This is a genomic window from Cocleimonas flava (assembly GCF_004339015.1).
GTDB classification, from domain to species: Bacteria; Pseudomonadota; Gammaproteobacteria; order Thiotrichales; family Thiotrichaceae; genus Cocleimonas; species Cocleimonas flava.
Window position 1 is genome coordinate 62,694 of sequence record NZ_SMFQ01000002.1, and the last position, 23,248, is coordinate 85,941.

The 23,248-nt window shown below is 41.4% G+C and carries 22 protein-coding genes and 2 riboswitches; of the genes, 16 read left to right on the forward strand and 6 right to left on the reverse strand.

Going from position 1 to position 23,248, the window contains the following annotated elements; genetic code table 11:
• Positions 1-100: 100 nt before the first annotated feature.
• On the reverse strand, positions 101-1,780 hold the full coding sequence (locus EV695_RS00290) for a 2-isopropylmalate synthase (RefSeq protein WP_131903925.1): 1,680 nt from the start codon (positions 1,778-1,780) through the stop codon (positions 101-103).
• A 170-nt stretch (positions 1,781-1,950) separates the two neighbouring features.
• Between EV695_RS00290 and EV695_RS00295 the strand changes: the two genes are divergently transcribed.
• Entirely contained in the window at positions 1,951-2,436 is a 486-nt protein-coding gene (locus tag EV695_RS00295; protein ID WP_131903927.1) for an Lrp/AsnC family transcriptional regulator, read from the forward strand.
• Between the two features lie 130 nt (positions 2,437-2,566).
• Here the strand turns inward: EV695_RS00295 and efpL are convergent, their stop codons facing one another.
• Positions 2,567-3,139 (reverse strand): elongation factor P-like protein EfpL, encoded by a 573-nt coding sequence (gene efpL / locus EV695_RS00300; protein WP_131903929.1) that lies wholly within the window; start codon positions 3,137-3,139, stop codon positions 2,567-2,569.
• A gap of 152 nt (positions 3,140-3,291) precedes the next feature.
• Between efpL and EV695_RS00305 the strand changes: the two genes are divergently transcribed.
• Both EV695_RS00305 and EV695_RS00310 read left to right on the forward strand, forming a co-directional pair.
• Positions 3,292-4,251, forward strand: a complete 960-nt coding sequence (locus EV695_RS00305; RefSeq protein WP_165874583.1) for an Ig-like domain-containing protein — start codon at positions 3,292-3,294, stop codon at positions 4,249-4,251.
• 199 nt (positions 4,252-4,450) lie between these two features.
• Positions 4,451-4,828, forward strand: a complete 378-nt coding sequence (locus EV695_RS00310; protein ID WP_131903933.1) for a VOC family protein — start codon at positions 4,451-4,453, stop codon at positions 4,826-4,828.
• A 7-nt stretch (positions 4,829-4,835) separates the two neighbouring features.
• On the opposite strand, the gene EV695_RS00315 is transcribed toward EV695_RS00310, so the two are convergent.
• The 3 genes from EV695_RS00315 to EV695_RS00325 all read right to left on the reverse strand — a co-directional run bounded on the left by EV695_RS00315 (position 4,836) and on the right by EV695_RS00325 (position 8,493).
• Positions 4,836-6,572: a coiled-coil domain-containing protein gene (locus EV695_RS00315; RefSeq protein ID WP_131903935.1), complete on the reverse strand. Its 1,737-nt coding sequence runs from the start codon at positions 6,570-6,572 to the stop codon at positions 4,836-4,838.
• 10 nt (positions 6,573-6,582) lie between these two features.
• Entirely contained in the window at positions 6,583-7,587 is a 1,005-nt protein-coding gene (locus tag EV695_RS00320) for a MotA/TolQ/ExbB proton channel family protein (RefSeq protein ID WP_165874584.1), read from the reverse strand.
• A 231-nt stretch (positions 7,588-7,818) separates the two neighbouring features.
• Positions 7,819-8,493 (reverse strand): HAD-IA family hydrolase, encoded by a 675-nt coding sequence (locus EV695_RS00325; RefSeq protein ID WP_131903939.1) that lies wholly within the window; start codon positions 8,491-8,493, stop codon positions 7,819-7,821.
• Between the two features lie 84 nt (positions 8,494-8,577).
• Here EV695_RS00325 and EV695_RS00330 point away from each other — a divergent pair, with 84 nt between their 5' ends.
• The 12 genes from EV695_RS00330 to EV695_RS00385 all read left to right on the forward strand — a co-directional run bounded on the left by EV695_RS00330 (position 8,578) and on the right by EV695_RS00385 (position 20,272).
• Positions 8,578-9,114 carry a TlpA family protein disulfide reductase gene (locus tag EV695_RS00330; protein ID WP_131903941.1) on the forward strand — a complete coding sequence of 179 codons (537 nt, stop codon included), beginning with the start codon at positions 8,578-8,580 and terminating at the stop codon, positions 9,112-9,114.
• Between the two features lie 134 nt (positions 9,115-9,248).
• Positions 9,249-9,359: riboswitch (TPP riboswitch) on the forward strand.
• Positions 9,360-9,408: 49 nt separating this feature from the next.
• Positions 9,409-10,422, forward strand: a complete 1,014-nt coding sequence (gene thiB / locus EV695_RS00335) for a thiamine ABC transporter substrate binding subunit (RefSeq protein WP_243651403.1) — start codon at positions 9,409-9,411, stop codon at positions 10,420-10,422.
• A gap of 29 nt (positions 10,423-10,451) precedes the next feature.
• A complete protein-coding gene (gene thiP, locus EV695_RS00340; protein WP_131903943.1) occupies positions 10,452-12,029 on the forward strand; it encodes a thiamine/thiamine pyrophosphate ABC transporter permease in 1,578 nt (525 codons plus the stop codon).
• Entirely contained in the window at positions 12,029-12,766 is a 738-nt protein-coding gene (gene thiQ / locus EV695_RS00345; protein ID WP_131903945.1) for a thiamine ABC transporter ATP-binding protein, read from the forward strand. Before thiP ends, thiQ begins: the two co-directional genes overlap by 1 nt.
• 142 nt (positions 12,767-12,908) lie before the next feature.
• Positions 12,909-13,044: riboswitch (TPP riboswitch) on the forward strand.
• A 75-nt stretch (positions 13,045-13,119) separates the two neighbouring features.
• A complete protein-coding gene (locus EV695_RS00350; RefSeq protein ID WP_207906907.1) occupies positions 13,120-15,264 on the forward strand; it encodes a TonB-dependent receptor in 2,145 nt (714 codons plus the stop codon).
• Between the two features lie 35 nt (positions 15,265-15,299).
• Positions 15,300-15,563 carry a YkoF family thiamine/hydroxymethylpyrimidine-binding protein gene (locus EV695_RS00355; RefSeq protein ID WP_131903947.1) on the forward strand — a complete coding sequence of 88 codons (264 nt, stop codon included), beginning with the start codon at positions 15,300-15,302 and terminating at the stop codon, positions 15,561-15,563.
• A gap of 27 nt (positions 15,564-15,590) precedes the next feature.
• A complete protein-coding gene (gene pnuC / locus EV695_RS00360; RefSeq protein ID WP_131903948.1) occupies positions 15,591-16,229 on the forward strand; it encodes a nicotinamide riboside transporter PnuC in 639 nt (212 codons plus the stop codon).
• A gap of 303 nt (positions 16,230-16,532) precedes the next feature.
• Complete coding sequence (locus tag EV695_RS00365) at positions 16,533-17,240, forward strand: VC0807 family protein (RefSeq protein ID WP_131903949.1); 708 nt, start codon at positions 16,533-16,535, stop codon at positions 17,238-17,240.
• A gap of 135 nt (positions 17,241-17,375) precedes the next feature.
• Positions 17,376-18,188, forward strand: a complete 813-nt coding sequence (locus EV695_RS00370) for an ion transporter (RefSeq protein WP_131903950.1) — start codon at positions 17,376-17,378, stop codon at positions 18,186-18,188.
• Positions 18,189-18,219: 31 nt separating this feature from the next.
• Positions 18,220-18,561: a membrane protein insertion efficiency factor YidD gene (yidD, locus tag EV695_RS00375; RefSeq protein ID WP_131903951.1), complete on the forward strand. Its 342-nt coding sequence runs from the start codon at positions 18,220-18,222 to the stop codon at positions 18,559-18,561.
• Positions 18,562-18,750: 189 nt separating this feature from the next.
• The gene (locus EV695_RS00380) at positions 18,751-19,890 is read left to right on the forward strand and encodes a PQQ-dependent sugar dehydrogenase (protein ID WP_131903952.1); all 1,140 of its coding nucleotides are present in this window, start codon (positions 18,751-18,753) and stop codon (positions 19,888-19,890) included.
• A 103-nt stretch (positions 19,891-19,993) separates the two neighbouring features.
• Positions 19,994-20,272, forward strand: coding sequence for a hypothetical protein (locus tag EV695_RS00385; RefSeq protein WP_131903953.1), 279 nt, complete (start codon positions 19,994-19,996; stop codon positions 20,270-20,272).
• A gap of 52 nt (positions 20,273-20,324) precedes the next feature.
• Here EV695_RS00385 and EV695_RS00390 read toward each other — a convergent pair whose 3' ends face one another.
• Positions 20,325-21,233, reverse strand: a complete 909-nt coding sequence (locus EV695_RS00390) for a hypothetical protein (protein ID WP_131903954.1) — start codon at positions 21,231-21,233, stop codon at positions 20,325-20,327.
• 112 nt (positions 21,234-21,345) lie between these two features.
• Here EV695_RS00390 and mnmG point away from each other — a divergent pair, with 112 nt between their 5' ends.
• Entirely contained in the window at positions 21,346-23,235 is a 1,890-nt protein-coding gene (gene mnmG, locus EV695_RS00395; RefSeq protein ID WP_131903955.1) for a tRNA uridine-5-carboxymethylaminomethyl(34) synthesis enzyme MnmG, read from the forward strand.
• Positions 23,236-23,248: the final 13 nt, after the last annotated feature.

The window sequence follows — 23,248 nt, forward strand, 5'->3', positions numbered from 1 at the left end:
GAATAATAAGAAGAATAAAAAAACCACCCTACTGGGTGGTTTTTTTTCGTCTGTACTTTTTAAAGTTTAAACTCACTTCAAACTAAAGATCAGTTAAGTTTTACACGGCTTTCGCAAGTTGTTCTAGTTTAACCGCAGAATCCATTGCCGATAACAAAGCCTGTAAACCCGCTTTAGTAATATCTTCATCAATCGCGCAGGCACTGTATATTTTATCTTCTACTTCTATTGCTACAGCCGCAATTGCATCAGAGCGTGTTCCTTCGGTTAATGCGAATTCATCAAAGTGAAGTACGCGTATATTCATACTAGAACGCCTTTTCACTGCATCGACCATTGCTTCGAAGGCGCCTTTGCCTGCACCTTTAAAGGCGGGAGATTGACCGATGTTAAATTCAAGTTCGACATAATCTTCTTTAGTCTTGATTGAATAGTCTCTTAGTGTCCATAAATCTGACACCTGAATAAAGTTGCTCTGGAAAATCTCATGAATTTTCGCTGGTGTAATTTCTTCACCGCTTTTATCCACATGCGCTTGTACCAACACACTCAATTCACCATGCATCCATTTAGGCAATGTGATACCAAAGTCACGTTCTAATACTAATGCCACACCACCTTTGCCTGACTGGCTATTGATACGCACCACTTCTTCGTATTCGCGGCCAATATCGCGAGGATCAATTGGCAAGTAAGCGACATTCCAATGTTCTCGTCCATTTTCATTATGGAAGTCGATAGACTTACGAATCGCGTCTTGATGACTGCCAGAAAACGCGGTGTAAACCAATTCTCCTGCCCATGCATGACGCGGATGAACCGGTAACTGCGTACAATATTCTACGCACTCCACGATTTCAGCCATATTGCTTAAATCTAATTCGGGGTCGATGCCTTGCGAATACAAATTCATCGCCATGGTGACGATATCCATATTGCCAGTACGCTCACCATTACCTAGCAATGTTCCTTCGATACGATCCGCACCCGCCAATATACCCATTTCTGCAGCAGCGATTCCACAACCACGATCGTTATGCGTATGCAAACTGATTTCAATACTGTCACGTTGTGGAATATTGTTGCAAAACCACTCGATTTGATCGGCAAACACATTCGGCATTGCAGACTCGACCGTTGCAGGTAGATTAATGATCACACGTTGGTCTTTATTATCCTTTTGCCAGACATCAATTACCTGACTACACACATCAACCGCATAATCTAATTCTGTCTGACTGAAACTTTCAGGAGAATACTGAAAGCTCCATTGTGTTTCAGGGTATTTTTCAGCATACGATTTCACCAAGCTCGCTCCATTCAACGCGATATCAGTAATGCCTTGCTTGTCGCGTCTGAACACTTGCTCGCGCTGTACAAACGAAGTCGAGTTATAAACGTGCACAATTGCTTGTTTAACGCCTACCAAAGACTCGTAGCTGCGTGAAATCAAATCTTCACGTGCCTGGGTTAGCACCTGAATGGTTACATCATCCGGAATCATATTCTCTTCGATTAGGACCCGTACGAAATCAAAATCTGCTTGCGAAGCCGACGGAAAACCCACTTCAATCTCTTTGAAACCCAATTCAAGCAATAGCTTGAACATGCGAGTCTTTTGTTCGACATTCATCGGATTCGGTAAAGCCTGATTGCCATCGCGCAGGTCCACACTACACCAGTTTGGTGCTTGTGTTATCGAACGATTCGGCCATGCACGATTAGGCATCTCGATCGGAGCGAATGGTTTATATTTTTTATGGTCGAAGCCAGCTTTCATAACAATTTCCAGTTTAATCCTGATTAATATTGATTAGATTCTATAAGTGGAATGATAAGCAAAAAACCGCGCAATTACTTTGCGAATAATTCATTAATTTATCTTAAATTGGCATTTATTATCAAATTTTGTTATTTTTTAGCAATATTAAACTAGTCAACAGATAAATCATGACATCCAAAATCCAATTAGATGCTTTTGACGTTAAAATCCTTCAGGAATTGCAAATTGACGGAGGTTTGAGCAATCAGGAACTCGCAGAAAAAATCGGACTATCTGCTTCACCCTGTTTACGTCGGGTAAAGATTCTTGAAGAGAATGGCATTATCGAAAAAAGAGTGACATTACTGGATCGTAAGAAGCTAGGGCTGGATATCACTGCAATCATTCAAATTGGAATGGATCGTCATACACCTAAAAAATTCGAAGTGTTTGAAGCCCAACTCAAAACCTACGAAGAAGTGATCGAATGTTATCTTATTACTGGTCAGGACGCGGACTACACCATCAAAGTTGTGGTGCCCGACATGGAGGCCTATCAGGAATTTTTACTCAATCACATTACCACCATTCCAGGTGTGAGCAGTGTAACGTCGAGCTTTGTAATGCGGCGCGTGGTCGATACCGGAGCATTACCACTTAAGTATGTTAAGTAGAAAGATAACTTGAAGTCACCCCCCCTACTTTGGGGCCATTTTTTATTGATACTTTTTTTATTGAGCTATTTTTGATGGTTCTATATTTAGGACATTAGCTTAAAATACGGAATATAAAATCAGAGACAAATCACTCATTGTCTCTAGACATGAACTTACCTGTTCCGGTATTCACTTTGATAATTTCACCGGTCTCCAGATATTCTGGCACTTGCACTTCAATACCCGTGCTTAAAGTAGCCGGCTTATTTCGGTTTGTTGCGCTTGCGCCTTTGAGTCTTGGCGCGGTGTCCGTGACTTCTAAAGATACCGTAGATGGCAGAACAACTCCGATGATATTGCCTTCGAGCAATAATGCTGTGATTTCTTCCATACCCTCGGTGATATAACCTACTTGGTCACCCAGATCATCTTTACTCAAGGAGTGTTGCGAATAATCTTCGTTATCCATAAACACATAATTATCGCCATCCATATATGAAAATGAAACTTTAACGCGCTGGCAATCGGCTTCTTTGAGCATCTCTTCCGCTTTATGCGATTCATCACGCTTCATGCCTGTCTGTAGATTGTTATAACGGATCTTGTAATAAGTTGATGCACCACGAGAAGATGGGCTTTTGCAGTCTACGCTCTTTACGGCATGTGGAACGCCATCGAATTCTATAATCATTCCACGTTTTAGTTCATTTGCCTTAGGCATAGTCTTCCCCTCGTTGTATTTTTTAAAGCATGGAGTCTAGGTTTTCACCGCTGCAGATGCAAGGCTTGCATGATTATTAAGTACAGACAAATGAACCGTTTATCCCTATTTCTATACCTATTAAGACCCCCAAAAACACAATGGAAGATATAATGAAATTACGTAAACTACTGTCATACACACTCATCCCTGTTGCTTTATTGCAACTTCAGGCTTGTGGTGGAGGCGGCAGTAGCAGTTCAAACAACAGTGTTAATAACCCTGTTAACACCGCAAATCAACCAAATGACAGCACTTCCCCAACGCTATACATGCGTGGTTCGACACCTTTATTGCTAGCATTAGGCGAATCGTTTAATGACCCGGGCGCATTAGCTATCGATGATGTTGACGGCGACATCAGCGATCAGGTTTTAGAATCAAACGATATTAATACCAATATTGCAGGTTGTTACACACAGAGTTTCTTTGTAACAGATTCTGCGGGTAATAGCAGTGCTGAATCAAGAACGGTGTTTGTTGGTACGGATGCACAAAGACATTCGCCGAATACTGCTCCGGATGTTCTTCAAGACGCCGTTTCAACCAATAATTATGACGTCGTCACTATTGATGTATTGTCTAATGATAGCGATGCAGAATGTGATCAATTAACGGTTGTTTCTGTTTCCCAGCCTGCTTTGGGCGAAGCGTATGTGAACAGCGACAATACAGTGAGCTATGACCCACAAGGCAATGTCGGCAGTCATTCATTTATCTACACCGTTTCAGATCAGCACGGTGGCTTAAGCACAGAAGGCGTAACGGTAGCGAGTGTTGACCCCGACGATAATAATGATAACTGGCCTAATGTAGTCCCAGATACGGCTACGACCTCACAAGGGGCAACAGTATTTATCGATTTATTGGGTAATGATTCAGATGCTGATGGCGACGTACTTGTGCTCGATCAAGTTGATACCCCACAGCATGGCACCATCGTTAAACAAGATGGCGGAGTGTTTTATACGCCAGACGCTGGTTATATCGGCACTGATTCTTTCTACTACGGTGTGCATGATAATCATGGTCATAACGGGTCCGCGATTGTCGAAGTTAACGTGACTCAATAAACTGTAATAAACGTTAACAAATAAAATAAACCTAATACACCCCCCTACTTACAGGCCTTTATTTAAAAAAAGGCCTGTAAGTAGGGGGGTGTATTTTTTTGCCCGTGTTTTATAGTAATTAATCGTGTTTAATAGAACCAAGCATTAACATCCATGCGGTTCTCATAAAATAAAACAATAGAGTTAAGTGAGGTTGAATATGTCCCAAAACACCAGTAATACCAGTAAGCAACACGAAAAGATCAACTACATTGAACTACCAGCGAAAGATATCGAAAAAGCCAAATCATTTTTCAGCGATGTGTTTGCATGGACATTTGAAGATTTTGGACCAGAGTACACAGCCATCCATAATGCGGGTATTGATGGGGGATTCTATAAATCAGAACTTAATGTTTGCACTAAAAACGGAAGCGCTTTAGTGGTGTTTTACAGTAATGATCTAGACAGTACTCAGGAAAAGATTGAACAATCTACCGGGGAAATCAGCGAAGCAATTTTCTCATTTCCTGGCGGCAGACGTTTTCACTTTACCGACCCAAACGGCAATGAATATGCCGTTTGGTCAGATGCATAATGGTTAATTAGTTTTGGAAGTAATAATCGTATTTACGTTGTAAGTTGCTCGTAAACTTCCACGCTTCGTTATAAGACAAACCACTGTTCTCAGGAATCACAACTTTGATGTATAGATTCTCTTTGTGCTTCTTTTTTAATGCCTCTAAACCGCTGGCTAACTGTTTTGCCGTTACCGTTTTATAGCTACCATTCGGGCTGGTTTTCAATCTGATAACCTTTTTACCGCCCCTCTTTTTATAGGTCACACTGGCAATATACTTACCTTTTGATGAACGCGCAGGTCGCAACAACTTTTGATATTTGCTATCCAGCGTATCGTACTCACCCTGAAGGCTTCTAAGCTGGCTATTCCCTTCTTCCTGATCTACTTTAAGTGCTGCGATTTGCTCTTCTTTAGCCTTTAACAGCTCCTGTGACTCTTCAACACTGGCCGTAAGTTTAGCCAGCTCTTTTGCTTTCTCTTCCAGTTGTTGTGTCAGTGTTTGCTCTACTGTGCCCTGTTGCTCTTTATCGCTTTGCGTTTCTTCTAAACGGCTTTGAAGTGCGGCTAATTGCTGTTGCAAATTCTGGGAAGTTGCGCGTTCTTGCTCTAACGCCTTATTTGTCTTTTCAAGTTCCGAGGTTAAAGAACCGTATTTACTATCAAGACTGCTACGATCGCTTTGTAAGGATTTCAACATCGCAACACTATTCGACGCCGATGTCTTGAGCTTTTCAATTTCAGCTAAGTTTGACTGTTTAGACTGCTCTAAGGTTTTTAATGCCGTTTCACTCGCGACCAGCTTTTCACTCAAGGTCTTTTCCTGATTAAGAACAGTAGCAATCTGTTCTTTCTGAGATGCATTCACCTCAACAAGCTTTTGATTTTCCTGACTCGATTGAGATAGATCTGTTTTTAACGCGGCAATGGATGCAGTGCTTTCTTTAATCAGCGACTCTTTTTCAGCAAGGTTCGATTTTTGAACCGCAACCTCATCAGAAAGTGCCGTTTTTTCAGCAGTAACAGACGCTAAATCTGTTTTCAAGCTTGCGAGTAGTGCCGCATTCTTTGTGTTGATTTCTTCACTTGCCAACAGTTTTGCTTGCGTTTCTTTTAAACTTTCCTTTGTTTCTTTAAGACTCGATTGCGTCTCTGCTAATGTATTTTCTGTACTTGTATTTTTAGTGGTTAATGCAGTGAGTTTGGTATTTAACGCAGTGATCGCATCAGACTTTTCGGTCAATTGCTGCTTTGCTGTTGCCAATTGCTGATTCGTTTCCAGTAAACGCTTATCGGTATCGGTGAGCTTTTCGCTGGTACTCAGTAAATTCGCTTTTTCAGTCTCGTATCTTGTATTTAGCGCCTTTAACTGCTCTTCAATTGAAGTAAGTAAGGTGGATTTAGCCGTTAAATTTTCAGTGGTACTGGAAAGTTTTTGTTGAGTATCTGCAAGACTTGCTTTTTCAACTTCATATTTTTGATTTAAAGTAACCAGTTGTTTCTCTAAGGATTTGAGTCTGGCTGAAAGTGTCTGATTTTGTTCTTGTCGATTTTCTGCTAAATCAGATGCTATGTGTTGTGCATTAATACTGGTCTTTAGTTCTGATATAAGCGTCCAGTTATTGAGAATAACCGCGACTGTAACCAAAAGAAAAACCATCACAATAACCATCATGATGTCGGTAAATGAAGGCCAGAAGCTCTCTTCATTGACATTGTGATTTTCTAAATGGGTATTCGACCCTGGATAACCGTAGTTCATCTAAGTCTCCCTATTTAAGGTCTGCGACTTTAATATCACTTTCGGCTTGTTTCGCCAATTCTACTGCAGGTTTATTTAGGTCTGTTGATTTATCAGAATCATATTCAGGCTCGGATAAATGAAAACCTTTTCGTATCAGGTCTTTAATATCATCAAGACTCGAACCTTTTACTTGTCCATGCAAGTCATTAACAGCTAATTGCAAACGGTCTCCAGCGAGCATAAACCTATCTTCAACCATCAAGAGCTTTTCTGCCGCTTTATTCAATGCATTGGTTAACTCTGCGACTTTATTGATCATCCCCTCTTGAGTGTGAGAAACACTTGGGATCAGATACATGCTGGTCATGTCTTCAATCTGAGTTAACAGCTGAATGCGCGCATCATTTAAACGAAGATAAAAATAAGCAAACACAAAGAAGCACACAATTGCCGTAATGGTAGAGCTTAGTGCAGATGACATGCCACTGATAATAGCGCCCATTTCTTTCACACCTTCAGGCGAATTAAGCAAACCAGCCGCGCCGATTAGCGCCATCGATAACGAAACAACGGTACCAAAAACACCCGCTAAAATTAATGTGCTGTGGACAAAGCGGATTAAGGTTAAACGTGAATTCTCGTGCGCATTAGAACTTGATGCCAACGCTTCCTGATTGATCGGTGAGCCTTGCTTGGCTAACCAGCGAATCGCCTTATAACGATTAACAGCCAAAGAATTTTGTTGCAGTCTTGCGGTTGGGTCTTGAGCATTTTCTTTTAGGTATTCAGTCAGCTGAAAGAGCACTCTTTGCTCGTTAATGTAGCGAAATAGCACTAAGACTATCCTTAACATACCGACAAAGAACAAGGCAAAGATAATGCCGTTGATAATCATGCCGATTTTACTAATCTCGCCTGATGCGTACATGCCGACGATTGTGTCTTTTTTATAAAGAATCAATAACGCGAAAGCGATTAAAAAAATGACAACCTGAATTAATGTACTCTTTGCACTGCTTTTACCAATATTCATTGTTTGCCCTTCCCCCAGGATCACAGCATTTGACTGGCGGCTATAATGACACGCCATGACAATTTGCTCAAATATTAGTCATTATCTTTTTAGGGAATTTTCTTTAAAATAGAAACCAACAGATAAAAATAACAATGAATTATCAAAAACTTAAGTACTTAGTTGTTACTTTATCTCTAACTAAAAACTCTTTATTAAAAAAGTATTTAAACAGAGAAAACCTAAGCCCGGTTAGTTAAGCCAGGGTAGAATTTCATCAGGATATTCAATTACGCCGTTTGCTCCCCAGTTAACCGGTGTTTGCGAATCATCGATATAGCCATAACTCGCAATCAATGTTTGCATATTAGCGCGATTGCCCGCTTGAATATCACGTTCGGCATCACCGACATAAATACATTCAGTCGCGAGACTACCGCATTGACTGGCTGCTAGATAAAGCGGTGCCGGGTCTGGCTTTCTTTCAGGAATCGTATCACCCGAAATAACGCTACAGGCTCGTTGAGATAACTTTAACTGTTCTAATAAAGGATTCGTTAAGAACGCCGGTTTATTTGTCACAATACCCCATCGAATGTAGTTTTCTTCGAGAAAAAGCAACACTTCATCCATCCCTTCGAAAAGTTTTGTATCCAAACACAGGTTTCTCTCGTATAAATGCAAGAAACGGAGACGACGACGTTCAAATTCATCTGGATCTTGTTGTTCTCCAAAACCTAGAGTGACCATCGCGACTGATCCATGCGAGACGAAATCTCTACAAAACTCGGTAGTTAGCGGCGCTTTATCCTCTTCTGAAAGAAGAAGGTTTAACGCATTTGTCATATCTGGAGCGGTATCTAGTAGTGTTCCATCCAGATCGAATAAAACACTGGATATTTTTGAACTGTTGTCTAATTTAGCCATCTAATTCACGAATCATCTTTCATTTAAATTAATTAAAAATTGGATATGTATTGTTAACATATTTATATAACGAGGAAATTGTCTGTGATACGACTTTCATTAGCAAATAAAATATTTGGGACAGCATTAAAGAGTGTGTTGTTGGGAGCACTAATCATTGGTAGTAATGCATTTGCATTCACCGACATGAATGGTAAGCAAGATTCAATCAACAACCATATCGGTAAAGATAAGTGGACGATCCTAGAGATTTGGGAATCAACCTGTTCTGCATGCCGCAGTCATATGCCAGAAATGGTTGAATTTGATGGAAAGCTTAAAAATGCACGTATCATAGGCGTGACTCTGGATGGCGTAAGGGGCATAGAAGATGCAGAAGATTTCATCGCAGAATATGACATGAAATTCACCAACCTGGTAAGTAACTACGTTGAAATGAATATCTGGATGGAGCAAAGCATCGGTGAATCACTACGTGGTACACCAACATTTATCTTATTTGATCCAGAAGGAAAATTGGTAGCGGCTCAGCCAGGTATTGTTGCAATATCCTCTTTAGAGAAGTTTATCACCCAGAATTCTGGTGAGAAAACAGCTCAGGTTGTCGACACAACAAAATAATTAAACTCGTTTAAGTTTAAAAAAAGCCTTCGATGTCGAAGGCTTTTTTTATGAAGTCGATTTTTTATTGCTATAGTTTTTATTGTCATAGTATAGGGATACTTGCTCGATCAACTACTTAGACATATAGTTACCACAACTCAACGGAGTGCCGCGCAACATTCAAACGGCTGAGAGGTTTCACAACCGATCCGATGAACCTGAACCGGTTAGTACCGGCGTAGGGATGTGAGTTGAAGCTGTTTACCCAGTTTAAAACTTCTGCATCTCTCCGTTTTTATTGGAGACCCTTTCGTGCGATTTTTCTATTCTTTTATTTGTTTCACGCTGTTATCAATATCTATTCCTGTTATATCAGCCGAATCAGCCGATAAACCAACACTCAATGTTTACACCTACGATTCATTTACCAGTGACTGGGGACCAGGTCCCAAAGTCAAAAAAGCTTTTGAAGAAGTTTGTAACTGCACATTAAATTATGTTGCTTTAGAAGACGGTGTTTCCTTGCTGAGCCGATTGAAGCTCGAAGGCAGACACACCAAAGCCGATATTGTCTTAGGTTTAGATACCAATTTAATAGCGAATGCAGAAGCAACTGGATACTTTGCCCCACACGAAATGGCGCTTGAAAATTCGACACTGCCTGAAAAATGGACAAATTCACATTTTATCCCCTACGACTTCGGCTACTTTGCTTTTGTTTATGACAAAGACAAGTTAAAGAATCCACCTACCAGTCTTAAAGCACTGATTGAAAACCCAGACTCACCGAAGATTTTGATTCAAGACCCAAGAACCAGCACCCCGGGTTTAGGCTTATTATTGTGGGTAAAAAAAGTCTACGGCGATAAAGCCGAAGAAGCATGGGAAAAACTAGCGCCGCGTATTGTGACTGTCAGTAAAGGTTGGAGCGAAGCATACGGTTTATTCTTAAAAGACCAAGCACCATTGGTTTTAAGCTACACAACCTCACCTGCTTATCACATGATTGCTGAAAAAAAGAACAACTTTGCCGCCGCTAAATTTTCAGAAGGTCATTACCAGCAAATTGAAGTAGCAGGAATGATCGCTGCGAGTAAAAACAAGGAACTGGCAAAGAAGTTCCTGGACTTTATTCAAGGCGAAACATTCCAGAAAATTATTCCAACGACGAATTGGATGTATCCCGCAGCACTAGACAAAACTGAGCTACCTGAAGCATTCAATACACTAATTGATCCTGAGCCTGCCCTTATTTTCTCAAGTGATGAGGTAAATAAAAACCGCAAAGCATGGGTCAGTGAATGGCTTAATGCGTTAGCTAAATAATCTATCATCCAAAATAATCATAGTTAACAATGAAAGCTGGAATCCTCGTCGCCTTATTCGTGATTGCTTTTATCACGGTGCCACTATTTAGTCTTTTTTTTGCTAGCGGCACACTTTCCGGCGAGCAAACAGCGAGCTTTAGTGAGATATGGAACAGTAGCTATATTCGCAGAGTGCTGTTTTTCAGTTTATGGCAGGCATTCCTTTCCACATTACTCAGCATCGCCTTCGCCATTGTCGTAGCGCGTGCTTTTGCACGATATCCAAGCTTTCCATTTCGCTCATTTTTCCTAAGCCTATTTGGGCTGCCTTTAATCGTTCCAGCCGTTGTTGCAGTCATTGGAATCATTACAGTTTACGGAAAATCCGGCTGGCTACCTATTGGCTCAAACCTATATGGACTTTTGGGGATTTTACTGGCTCATGTCTTTTTCAATTTACCGCTCGCTGTGCGTTTATTCTTGCCTGTCTGGAATCAAATTCCTGAACAGCATTGGCGTATCGCTTCACAACTAAAATTTAACAGCATTCAGCAATGGAAACATATCGAATGGCCTGCGTTACGCGAGAGTTTACCCAGTGTTGCGCTATTAGTTTTCATGTTGTGTCTAACAAGCTTTGCGGTTGTATTAACGCTCGGTGGCGGCCCCAAAAGCACAACATTAGAAGTCGCCATCTATCAGTCTTTGCGGTTTGATTTTGATCCTGCACAGGCGGTTGTTTTAGCATTACTACAATTGGGATTATCTATACTGGTGGCTATAATTGCTTCTCGTTTTAACAAGATACCGGATGTAGAACCCGACCTAAACATCAAAAATCCCAAGCACCAATCCGAAACTGGCAAGTTAGATAAAATGCTACAAATCACGTTAATCGTATTCGCAATATTGTTTGTAAGCTCCCCTCTTCTCGCTATTTTCATCGATGCAGCAAGGGGCCCAATCATCAGCGTACTCAGTGAAAGAAATCTGTGGAAAGCGACTGCATTCAGTTTATTAATTGGTTTGAGTGCAGCAACTATTTCACTGGCACTCTCCTGGTTTCTATTAAATGCCAGTGCTCGAGCTAGCTACCAAAACAAAAGCAACCTTTCGCAATGGTTATTGCTTTCTGGATCTATTATTTTTGTGGTGCCGCCATTAGTGATCGGCACAGGGCTTTTTATTCTATTGGCTGACTTTATCAATGTGTTTGACTGGGCAATTTTGATCGTGATTCTTATAAATGGCTTACTCGGCATTCCCTTTATCATTCGCACGCTAGGGCCAGAAATCAGACAAAACACAATGAAGTATCAACGTCTTTGCGATAGTTTAAATTTAAAAGGCTGGCAGCGTTTCAAACATCTCGACTTCCCTCTTTTAAGGAAACCGTTGGGCTTATCTGCAGCGCTTGTCACCGTTTTTACCATGGGAGATTTAGGTATTATCGCGTTATTTGGCAGCCCGGAAACAGCCACACTGCCACTATTACTTTACCAGCGCCTTGGTGCTTACCAGATACCTCAAGCAGCAGTGACCGCCGCTTTTTTACTGATTATCAGCCTCATCACTTTCTGGCTTTTAGAAAAAATCATTAGCGGTAAAACGCAAAAGGACATGTAATGTTAACCGTAGACAATCTGAAATTCAGCTATCCAAAACACTCAGCCGATGTCGATGACAAAGGTACTAATACTGCTGAGATGCAATTCAACCTTGATGTTCAGGCGGGAGAAATTCTAAGCATTATCGGCCCGAGCGGTTCTGGCAAGACGACCTTGCTCAATTTAATTGCTGGTTTTAATTCGCCAAGCTCGGGCAGCATTATTGTTGATGATGTGGATATCACCTCACTAAAAATTCATCAGAGACCTGTCACAACCGTTTTTCAGGACAACAATCTTTTCCCTCATCTTGATGTGTTCACCAATGTGGCTATTGGCATTCAGCCTTCATTGAAACTCACTCAAGATGAAAAGCAGCATATTCATCATGCACTGGAAAATGTTGGCTTAGCTGATTTCCATAAGCGCCGTCCAAAAGAGTTATCAGGTGGTCAGCGACAGCGCATTGCTTTAGCCAGAGCATTAGTCAGAAAGCAATCCGTTCTCCTGCTCGATGAGCCATTAGCGGCGCTGGGCCCAGCGATGAAAGACGAAATCATTGATTTACTCAAAGCGATGGTTGAAGAACAAAATATGGCCGCCCTACTTATTAGCCATCAACCCACAGATGCTTTTCGTGCCTCTAAGCGTACGGCTTTTATCAATCAGGGAAAGATTCACCAAATCGGAAATACTGCGGATGTGTTAGGGGATTCGGCAGATAAGGTAATTAAACAGTATCTGGGCGAGAGCTAAAAAAACGCATCTCAAAAAAACGCCTATAAGTAGGGGGGTGGCTTTTGCTAGATTTAACCCTGCAATTTATGGCTATATTGATGAATATATCGGCTTCCTGAGCTTTAATCTTGCACTTTCAAGGTTCTCTACTATACTAACCGCCATCGCCTGGGGGTGGTTGTTGTATTTATTTTCATATAATTTAATAAATTCAACGTAACCTGAGATTCCGTGAGGAAGACCCTAAGAACCTGATCTGGATAATACCAGCGTAGGGATAGGTAATGTCTTTCTCGATCTAGCTTTGTCATTTAAAGCTATGAATCTACCAAGCATGTCTCCTATCCCATTTTTATTTTTAGGAGTACAGCATGCCATTTCAAGTGCCATCACAAACCAAACTGCCCGCACGTTTTTCATTAGCATTAACGAGTGTATCCGCATCAATTCTAGTTCTCGCACCGTTATTATCTAGCGTTAGCGTAAACGCTGCTGATGTTCTCGAAGAAGTGACCGTCACAGCGGATTTCCGCCCTACTACTTTAGAAGAAAGCACAGCGAGTATTTCGGTAGTAACTGAAGAAGAGATAACGAAACGTGGCGCTCAGCATATTGAAGACACCTTGAATGCTGCACCTAATGTCAATATGGCAAGCGGCGCATCTCGATCTCGTTTCTTCCAGATCCGCGGCATAGGTGAACGCAGCCAGTTTATTTCTCCGATAAACCCATCGGTAGGTCTATACATTGATGGCATGGATTTTAGCCGCAGTGGTGGTTCTGCAACGCTGTTTGATGTCGATCAGATAGAAGTAATTCGTGGCCCACAAGGCACTAAATACGGCGCAAATGCATTGGCTGGCATTATCAATATTCATTCTACCGAACCTACCAACGAACGCTCAGGAAAGATTGAAGCAACCTTAGGTAACTACGGTAAGCAAAGCCTTGGAATAGCTGCTGGCGGACCGTTGATTAAAGATAAATTACTGGGGCGTTTTTCATTACACACCAACCAATCAGATGGCTTCATGGAAAATGATTTCCTCGATCGTGATGACACAGCAGACCGTGATGAATTTACCGGACGCGGACACCTTAAATGGTTGGCAAATGACGACCTAACCGTCGACCTAAAAGTGTTACACCTTGATATCGATAACGGCTATGACGCATTCACATTTGATAACAGCCGCACCACATTGAGTGATGAGCCGGGAAAAGACACGCAAAAAACGGATGCTATCTCTTTAAAAGCATTGCTGGATATCAATTCTTCAGTGGCTCTTGAAGCCAGCGCAAGCTACTCAGATTCAGATCTTGGTTACAGCTATGATGAAGACTGGGGATATGTTGGACAGTTCTCTGAAGACCTTTATCCATATAGTTCTTTCGATGAATACCTACGTAACCGCAAAAATACCAGCATTGAAGGACGCCTACTTTCTAATGAAGATGGACGTATATTCAATGATAAAACTGACTGGGTTGTGGGCTTATATCATGCCAAAAAAGAGGAAGGACTAACGCGCAAGTACACCTATTTAGAAAGCGACTTCCTAAGCCAGTATGACACTGAAAACACCGCGCTTTATGGTCAACTAGACACTGAAATCAATGACAAGCTTAAGCTCATCACTGGTTTGCGTGTAGAAAAATGGAAAGCCGATTACACCGATTCTAACGACAACAAAATCAATGTCGATGAAACACTGCATGGCGGTAAACTCGGTCTGGAATATGAACTCAACGACAACCATTTGGCCAGCACCAGTATCTCTCGTGGTTACAAAGCGGGTGGCGTAAATACCGATGGCACATTGCCTGAGAACCTACTCGATTTTGATACAGAATACCTGTGGAATTTCGAAGTCGGGGTTAACTCATCTTACTTAGATGATGCGCTAACCACTCGTATTACTGCCTTCTACGCCAAGCGTAAAGACCAGCAGGTAAGAAGCTCTATCGTTGAACTTCGTGAAGATGGTAGTACCGACTTTACAGACTATATCGGAAATGCAGCAAAAGGTAGCAACTACGGTATCGAAGCGGAACTTCACTGGAAGGTGAATGACAAATGGCGTTTGAAGACTTCATTAGGTCTGTTACAAGCCAAGTTTGATGAATACACAGATCCGCAAAGTACCGCAAACGGCTTGGATTTAGCAGGAAGAGATCAGGCGCACGCGCCTAACTACCAATACTCTCTGGGTGCTGAATACTCGATCACGCCAAAATTAACCGCTGGTGTAACACTTGAAGGCAAAGACGGTTTCTACTTCTCTGATCGCCACAATGCCAGAGCAAAAGCTTATAGCTTGATAAACGCTAACCTGAGTTATAAAAAAGGTGATTGGACAGCAACCTTATGGGGTAGAAATCTAACCGATAAAGACTATGATGTCAGAGGTTTTGGTAGCTTTGGAAACAATCCCGGCAATGGTTACATTACTGAAACCTACACCCAAAAAGGCGAGCCACGCACTGTTGGCTTAACCGTTTCATTGGACTTTTAAGCTAGACTTAACCTCATATTTAAAGAGAATAGATTATGGAAATTTCAGTAGATATCAGCCTTTACCCGCTTAAAGAAGAATACGTTGAGCCTATTCTGGCGTTTATTAAAGGTCTAGAATCAAACCCGAAGATCACTGTAAAGAAGAACCAACTCAGCACTCAGATTTATGGCGAATACGACGCGGTGATGGCATTGATTACTGCAGAAATGAAAGACGTTTTTGCGGCGATGCCTCATTCGGCTATGGTAATGAAGTTTGTCGGCACTAACCGTGCGGATGTAGAAGTTGATTGGTAATAGCGTTTCATTGAAAAGAAGATCGCTATGACAACAGATGCAATCGTTGAAGCTTTCCTAGCCTTATCTGGCTGGGAAGTTTTTGCCACGACTCTCGGTATCGCCTATGTGATTTTGGCAGCGAAAGAGTCCATCTGGTGCTGGCCAACGGCATTTGTCAGCACCTTGATTTATACAGTGCTCTTTTGGGAAGGCCAACTTCCCATGCAGGCTATCCTTAATTTCTATTACATGGCGATGGCTATCTACGGCTTTATGCTGTGGACTAAACACAGTAAAAATGACGATACTCTCAAAGTTAAAACATGGGGCTGGCAAAAACATATCGCGTATATTGTCATCGCCAGTGTCTTAAGTATTGGCATTGGTTACTATCTCGACCTCAGCAGCGGAACCCGACTTCCCTTTTTAGATTCTGCCGTGATGGTATTTTCTGTGATCAATACCTGGTTGATGGCGCAAAAAATTCTGGAAAATTGGCTGTACTGGATAATCATAGATGCCGCAGCTATTTATCTGTATTGGCAAACGGGCTTTTACGTCACGATCATTATGTTTGGTGTTTATCTGATACTGGCGGTTTATGGCTATAAAGAATGGCGAGATTCATTAAAAGAATCGTTGGATGAAACTGATTTAACAAACACTGAAAATCCTTATATGTAGTTCAAGTCATTAGATCAACCTCTAGGTCACCCCCTACTTTAAGTAACTTTTCATTTTGCAGTTTAAAATATCCTAAGGAACTTATGCTTTGCGGAATGACAATTTGTTTTTTGTTGTTTAAAAAACGATTTTGGAATTTATGAAGAGCTAGGCACTTTTTCTAGTATTCGTTGAATAGTAGAAAATCAATAATCTCACTGTTATTTTCCGTATTTATACCCATAATAAATGGATGTACTATTAATCCTGTTCCTTATTTTTATATAATAAGACCAATAATCAATCTAATTTAAAGTAACCACTATGAGTAATACCCCCGAGCATAAGCCTCGCCCCTTAATTGATCTGTTAGTTAGTATCATTTTACCCTCTGTAATTTTAATGAAATTCAGTGGTGATAATGATTTAGGTGCAGCTGGCGCACTCATCATTGCATTAGCCTTTCCACTTGGCTGGGGTATTTTCGAATTAGTAAAATACAGAAAATTTAACTTTATCGCTCTACTTGGTTTAGTCAGCGTGCTTCTTACCGGCGGCATTGGTTTATTAGAATTAGATAACAAATGGCTCGCGATTAAAGAAGCGGCTGTCCCCAGTGTGATTGGTATAGCTGTATTAGCGTCGACCTTTACGCGCTACCCATTAGTGAAAACGCTGCTGTTCAACCCTAAAATAATGAATGTGGAAAAAATCGAACAACACCTCGAAGAACGCAACAGCACACCTGCCTTTGAAAACCGTTTGATGAAGGCTAACTACCTGTTTGCTGGAACGTTTGTCTTTTCTGCAATCATGAATTACGTTCTGGCTAAATGGATCGTCACTAGCCCTTCTGGCAGTACCGCTTTTAACGAAGAACTCGGACAATTGACTTTATACAGTTACCCGATGATTGCGATCCCATCCATGATTATGATGATGGCGATTTTGTACTACCTATGGCGTACCATTAATGGCCTTACTGGGCTTGGTTTTGAAGAAATTCTTGCTACAGAAATCGTAGAGAAGTAACTCTTCTAATCGGTTTCGTCTTACTCTTTTGAGTTTAGTAGACCCACACCCTCGAAACTTTTAGATTCTGGAACCTTATAGCGACATAAGGTTGTAAGGTTCCAATCCCACCTAAACATTTAGCTCGTTGCAGACATGTATCACTCTATTAAAAAATTCATCGAAAGCTCCACTTTTCAGAACTTCATTATCAGCCTGATTATCCTTAATGGTATAACCATGGGGCTTGAAACATCGAAGCAAATGGCTGCAAATTACGGCAGTTTTTTTAAATGGTTTAACATCTTTGTCATCAGCATCTTCACTATCGAAGTTTCACTGAGGATTTATATTCACAGATCAGCATTTTTCAAAGACGCATGGTCCTTATTCGATTTTTTCATCGTCGCTATCTCCTTAGTGCCTGCCAGTGCAGGATTTGAAATTCTGAGATTTTTAAGAGTATTAAGACTATTGCGCCTGGTATCAGTGGTACCGCAAATGCGAAAAATCACCACCGCTTTAGTCACTGTGATTCCCGGTATTGCCTCCATTGGTGGCTTGCTAACGCTGTTTTTCTATATATTCGCGATTATGTCAACGCAACTTTTTGGCGATACATTTCCTCAGTGGTTCGGCACATTAGGCGAATCCTTTTATACCCTATTCCAGATCATGACCCTCGAATCCTGGTCGATGGGAATCGTTCGCCCTGTGATGGAAACTTATCCTTTAGCCTGGGTATTTTTCGTCCCCTTTATCTTTCTGGCCACATTTATTATCGTGAATTTAATAATTGCCATCGTCGTAGATGCCATGAATGAAATGAAAGAAGCCGAAGAAGAAAATATTATTGGTGAGCTACAAATCACTGACGATTCAACCAAGCATGAGCTTCAATTAATACGAAATGAGTTAAAAGAACTGAAAGCGCTTATTAAAAACAGTCCCACGGGATTCAATAATTAAGTGAAATAAATAAAGAAAAAGGACTGCGATCATGAGAAGAATTTTCTTAAGCTTAATTACGTTCTACCAAAGATATATTTCACCTCATAAAAATTTCAGTTGTGCCTACGGCTTACTTCACCAGAATGGTTCTTGTTCCAGCAGAGTTTATTCCATCATTCAAAACTCACCTCCAAGCAATTTACTTCCTGAAATTTCTGCCCAGTTTAAAGCATGTAAAAACGCGCATTTACATTTAACCGCCGAGAAGAAAAAAGAAGAGGCAGAAAATACAGAGGGCACAGATAAAAAGAAAAGTACTAAAAACAACGATCATTACTTATGCATTGGTGGCGAATGTGGTATTTGGGCATGTTTAGGGATCTTTTCTTAAAACCATAAAAACCTTCTTATACGTATCCCACTAGCCTAATTCTCACTAAAGCAGTTTATCTATGTGTAACAATTAAAGTGCAACAATTAAACACTTCCAAAATGAACTGACAGACTTCTTGGAAGTCTATTTTTACAGAGAATATATAGTCCTCAGGACTTAAAAACCTATTTCAACCTTGAGAGAATTATGCAACCACCTCGTTTACTGACTAATTTAACGCTGTTACTCGCTCTGTTTTCATTGAGCAGTTTCGCCAACGCTGTTGATGATATTTTCAAAAGTGATAAAGGTTCTAGCCTCGAAGCTGAAAGCTTTGGAGAATTCAATCAACCCTGGGCGATGACTTTTCTATCTGATGAAAATCTATTGATCACTGAAAAAGCAGGAAAGTTACTGTTAGTGAATCTCAAAAATGGTTCTAAAACTAAAGTGGCAGGGTTACCCGAAGTCGCTTATGGCGGTCAAGGTGGCTTGGGTGACATTATTCTTCACCCTCAATACCAGAAAAACCATTGGGTATACTTATCCTATGCTGAGCAAGATTCAGCAGGGAAAAAAGGCGCTGTTGTTGCCAAAGCAAAGCTACAACTTCCTGCAGCCAAACCTAAGCTAGAAAACATTGAGGTTATTTGGCGACAGACTCCCAAAGTTACTGGCAGTGGGCATTATTCGCATCGAATGGCATTCAGCCCCGATGGATATCTATTCATCACTTCGGGGGATCGACAAAAACAAACACCGGCACAAGACTGGAATCAAAATTTAGGCAAAGTTATTCGATTAAACGGTGACGGCTTAGTACCCAAAGACAATCCTTTTCAAAACAAGGGCGAGCTCGCAAAATCTTTTTGGTCATTAGGTCATCGAAACATGCTGGGTATCTCTTTCGATAAACAGGGCAAACTGTGGACGCACGAAATGGGTCCAAGAGACGGTGATGAATTAAACCTGACGACTCGTGGCGATAACTATGGCTGGCCCATTGTTTCCTGGGGTGATAATTATTCCGGTATTCCGATTCCTGATCATGACACGCGCCCAGAATTCAATGCACCCGAAGCCTATTGGGTACCTACGATTGCACCTTCTGGACTGATCATATATTCAGGTTCGGTATTTCCTGAATGGCAGAGCAATGCATTCATCGGTGGACTAAGATCAAGGTCGCTGCTTCGCATTAAAATTGACGGAGACCAAGCTCAGGAAGTCGAACGCTTCGACATGAACAATCGCATTCGCGAAGTTGAACAAGGGCCTAAAGGCGCAATATGGGTTCTGGAAGATGGAAGAAATGGACGCTTGCTTAGACTGACTCCAGATTCGTAAATAATCAATTTGCATTTTGCCTAAAGAAACGATCAGTTAGCATTCGCAATATTGCAAGTCGCTAGGTATTATTCAGCTTATAATTGCATCACTGAAACTATTTATGAAATCATCGTTTAGAGCACTACTTTCCCCAATTCTTAAATTATTTGAGTCGGGAGAAGGCCCCTATAACTATAAAAAATCCCATAGAACTATTTTAAATGTAGTGGGTTGCCTGTTTATACTCTTGTCATTGGTTACGGTTGCTGGCGGATTGGCTAGCTCATTAATGGGTGCAATCATCCCTTTTTTAGTATTTTTTTTGGGTGGTTTACTGTGTTTAGTGATAGGTACTTTAGGCACTGACCGTGCAGTTGCGAAAATATGGGGGACTAAATAGCCAATTTATTATGGCTCTCTGTTAAGTCACCCCCCTACTTTAAGCCACTTTTTTAAAAGCGATGCGCTGCATTCATCCATTTATCAATATCCTGCTCGCCCAGTACTTCCATATAAAACAACAATAAACGATAAGCAGGACGCGCATATTTCAGCTCAGGAATAGTGTGATGTCTGGAATAGACTTCAATGAAATACTCGAATTGTTGTTGGTCTAGCAAATACTCCAGCAACACAAAATCCAGTTCTCGCGGAGCCAATACAAACGCGTCTAGATCTAGCAGAATCAATTCTGAACTGTTCTTTGTGATTAAAAATTGATCCCAGCGCAAATCTGGCATCATAGGAACAAATTCATTAACATTTAACTGCTCACACGCGTCTAATGCAGCATTCAGATATGCATTGTCTGTTGTTTTGTCACCCCCCCACTTATGAGCACTTTTTTCTAAAGTATCTCTCAGACGTTTTTTCCAATGACCACTGTTAAATATTCGTTGGTGTATTGACCCCCAATTATCCTGCCGATCCTGATGGAGACTAGAGAGATGTTGAGCCAGTTGCTCAACCATTCCAACGCTGATTTTTGAATTATCCGGGACTAAACCATCTACTTCAGGCGTTAAAATATACGACCCATGTTGCCTGCTGCTTTGGGATTGAATCAGTTCAGGTATTTTTAATGAGGTCAGTGATGATATATGCCCGTATAAGGCGTTGAAGTTTCCGATATCGTCCCGTAAAACAACCCCAAAAAGCTGCTGCATAATCTGCCAGAAAGGCGATTCAGTATTGCTGCATACTTTCAGAAAATAGTTACCCTGTGTTGATTTCAAACGCCATAAATCATGGGTACTGTCTGCAAAACGTTGTGGAATAAATTCAGCATTTTCAGCCCCTATTCCGTTCGGCAATGTTTCAATTAGCGCTACTGGTATTTTCTTATTATGGTTTTGCTTCATGAATTTACGTAAATCGCGCTAGATTAGGTATTAGAGAGTATAAGGTATTTTTCAAAACAAGAGTGTTTACTATATAATGCCCTGCTAATTAACTTTAACATCTGCTCCTACTATGTTCTATACAGAATCTTTCGATGTCATTATCATCGGCGGTGGTCACGCCGGCACTGAAGCTGCTCTTGCGCCTGCGCGCATGGGACTGAAAACATTATTACTCACCCATAATATTGAAACCATTGGACAGATGAGTTGTAACCCTGCCATCGGCGGTATCGGTAAAGGCCATATCGTAAAAGAAATCGATGCACTGGGTGGTGCAATGGCACATGCAGCTGATAAAGGCGGCATCCAGTTTCGCACGCTAAATGCCAGCAAAGGCCCAGCGGTTCGTGCAACACGTGCACAAGCTGATCGCTCTTTGTACAAAGCGGCGATTCGAGAAATGGTCGAGGCCGAAGAGAATCTGCAAATATTCATGCAAGGTGTTGACGACTTAATTATTGAAAATGATCGAGTGGTTGGTGTGAGTACCGAAATGGGGCTGAAGTTCAAAGCCAAAGCAGTGGTTTTAACAGTAGGAACTTTCCTCGGCGGTAAAATTCACATTGGTATGGAAAATCATTCCGGCGGGCGCATGGGTGATCCACCATCGATTGCCTTGGCCGATCGTTTACGCGAAATGCCGTTTAGAGTAGACCGTTTAAAAACTGGAACACCTGCACGTATTGATTCGCGCAGTATCGATTACAGCAAACTACAAGAGCAGCCTGGCGACACCCCTATTCCTACGTTTTCATACATGGGAAAGAAGGAAGATCATCCAGAGCAAATTTCTTGTCACATCACATACACCAATTCGCGCACGCACGATATTATTCGTGCGAGCTTAGATCGTTCGCCGCTTTATTCAGGTGTCATCGATGGTGTTGGGCCACGCTATTGTCCTTCAATCGAAGACAAGATTGTGCGCTTTGCGGATAAAGACAGTCACCAGATATTCATAGAACCTGAAGGTTTAAATACTTACGAAATCTACCCAAATGGTATTTCAACCAGTATGCCGTTTGATGTGCAGTTTGAATTTATTCGCTCTATCGAAGGGTTTGAAAACGCGCATATCACTCGACCAGGTTACGCGATCGAGTATGATTTCTTTGATCCGCGCGATCTTAAACCAACGCTTGAAACCAAATTTATTGATGGACTATTTTTTGCCGGTCAAATCAATGGTACGACTGGTTACGAAGAAGCTGGCGCTCAGGGTTTGCTTGCAGCGACTAATGCAGCACTTCAAGTTCAGGGCAAAGATTCATGGTTCCCGAAACGCAGTGAAGCGTATATCGGTGTAATGGTTGATGATTTAATCACCCACGGCACGCAAGAACCTTACCGTATGTTCACAAGCCGTGCTGAGCATCGTCTGTTATTGCGTGAAGACAATGCAGATTTACGTTTAACTGAAATTGGTTACAAGATTGGCTTAGTTGATGAAGAACGCTGGCGCGCATTCAACATCAAACGCGAGCAAGTCGAAGTCGAAATGCAACGTTTGCGTGACACCGTTATGCACCCTGCTGATGTCAACGCAGAACAAAACGAGCGCATTTTTAAAGGTTCTTTAAGTCGTGAATACCGCCTAAACGAGCTACTACGACGCCCAAATGTTAGCTATGCTGACTTAATGTCTATCGACAAGTTTGGTCCAGCGGTTGAAGACCCAAAAGTTGCGGAACAAGTCGAAGTACAGTTTAAATACGCGGGTTATATCGATCGCCAACAGCTTGAAATTGATAAACAGAAAAATCATGAAGAGACGGTTTTGCCGGATGATTTTGATTATTCAACGATCAAAGGCGGCCTTTCAAATGAAGCATTGCAAAAACTACAAGATCAAAAACCGACAACAATCGGTCAAGCTTCGCGTATTCCTGGCATTACACCAGCGACTATTTCGATTTTGATGGTACATCTGAAGAAACACCGTTACCAGAAAGCTAGCTGATACTCGTTCTTAG

Excerpts from the sequence above, each read along its gene's own strand:
- EV695_RS00320 (WP_165874584.1), bottom strand. The coding sequence starts at position 7,587 with ATGAATATTGGTAAAAGCAGTGCAAAGAGTACATTAATTCAGGTTGTC.
- EV695_RS00370 (WP_131903950.1), top strand. The coding sequence starts at position 17,376 with ATGTATCACTCTATTAAAAAATTCATCGAAAGCTCCACTTTTCAGAAC.
- EV695_RS00380 (WP_131903952.1), top strand. The coding sequence starts at position 18,751 with ATGCAACCACCTCGTTTACTGACTAATTTAACGCTGTTACTCGCTCTG.
- efpL (WP_131903929.1), bottom strand. The coding sequence starts at position 3,139 with ATGCCTAAGGCAAATGAACTAAAACGTGGAATGATTATAGAATTCGAT.
- EV695_RS00310 (WP_131903933.1), top strand. The coding sequence starts at position 4,451 with ATGTCCCAAAACACCAGTAATACCAGTAAGCAACACGAAAAGATCAAC.
- thiP (WP_131903943.1), top strand. The coding sequence starts at position 10,452 with ATGAAAGCTGGAATCCTCGTCGCCTTATTCGTGATTGCTTTTATCACG.
- EV695_RS00305 (WP_165874583.1), top strand. The coding sequence starts at position 3,292 with ATGAAATTACGTAAACTACTGTCATACACACTCATCCCTGTTGCTTTA.
- yidD (WP_131903951.1), top strand. The coding sequence starts at position 18,220 with ATGAGAAGAATTTTCTTAAGCTTAATTACGTTCTACCAAAGATATATT.
- EV695_RS00390 (WP_131903954.1), bottom strand. The coding sequence starts at position 21,233 with ATGAAGCAAAACCATAATAAGAAAATACCAGTAGCGCTAATTGAAACA.
- EV695_RS00290 (WP_131903925.1), bottom strand. The coding sequence starts at position 1,780 with ATGAAAGCTGGCTTCGACCATAAAAAATATAAACCATTCGCTCCGATC.
- EV695_RS00365 (WP_131903949.1), top strand. The coding sequence starts at position 16,533 with ATGAGTAATACCCCCGAGCATAAGCCTCGCCCCTTAATTGATCTGTTA.
- EV695_RS00350 (WP_207906907.1), top strand. The coding sequence starts at position 13,120 with ATGCCATTTCAAGTGCCATCACAAACCAAACTGCCCGCACGTTTTTCA.
- EV695_RS00295 (WP_131903927.1), top strand. The coding sequence starts at position 1,951 with ATGACATCCAAAATCCAATTAGATGCTTTTGACGTTAAAATCCTTCAG.
- mnmG (WP_131903955.1), top strand. The coding sequence starts at position 21,346 with ATGTTCTATACAGAATCTTTCGATGTCATTATCATCGGCGGTGGTCAC.
- EV695_RS00385 (WP_131903953.1), top strand. The coding sequence starts at position 19,994 with ATGAAATCATCGTTTAGAGCACTACTTTCCCCAATTCTTAAATTATTT.
- thiQ (WP_131903945.1), top strand. The coding sequence starts at position 12,029 with ATGTTAACCGTAGACAATCTGAAATTCAGCTATCCAAAACACTCAGCC.
- EV695_RS00325 (WP_131903939.1), bottom strand. The coding sequence starts at position 8,493 with ATGGCTAAATTAGACAACAGTTCAAAAATATCCAGTGTTTTATTCGAT.
- pnuC (WP_131903948.1), top strand. The coding sequence starts at position 15,591 with ATGACAACAGATGCAATCGTTGAAGCTTTCCTAGCCTTATCTGGCTGG.
- EV695_RS00355 (WP_131903947.1), top strand. The coding sequence starts at position 15,300 with ATGGAAATTTCAGTAGATATCAGCCTTTACCCGCTTAAAGAAGAATAC.
- EV695_RS00315 (WP_131903935.1), bottom strand. The coding sequence starts at position 6,572 with ATGAACTACGGTTATCCAGGGTCGAATACCCATTTAGAAAATCACAAT.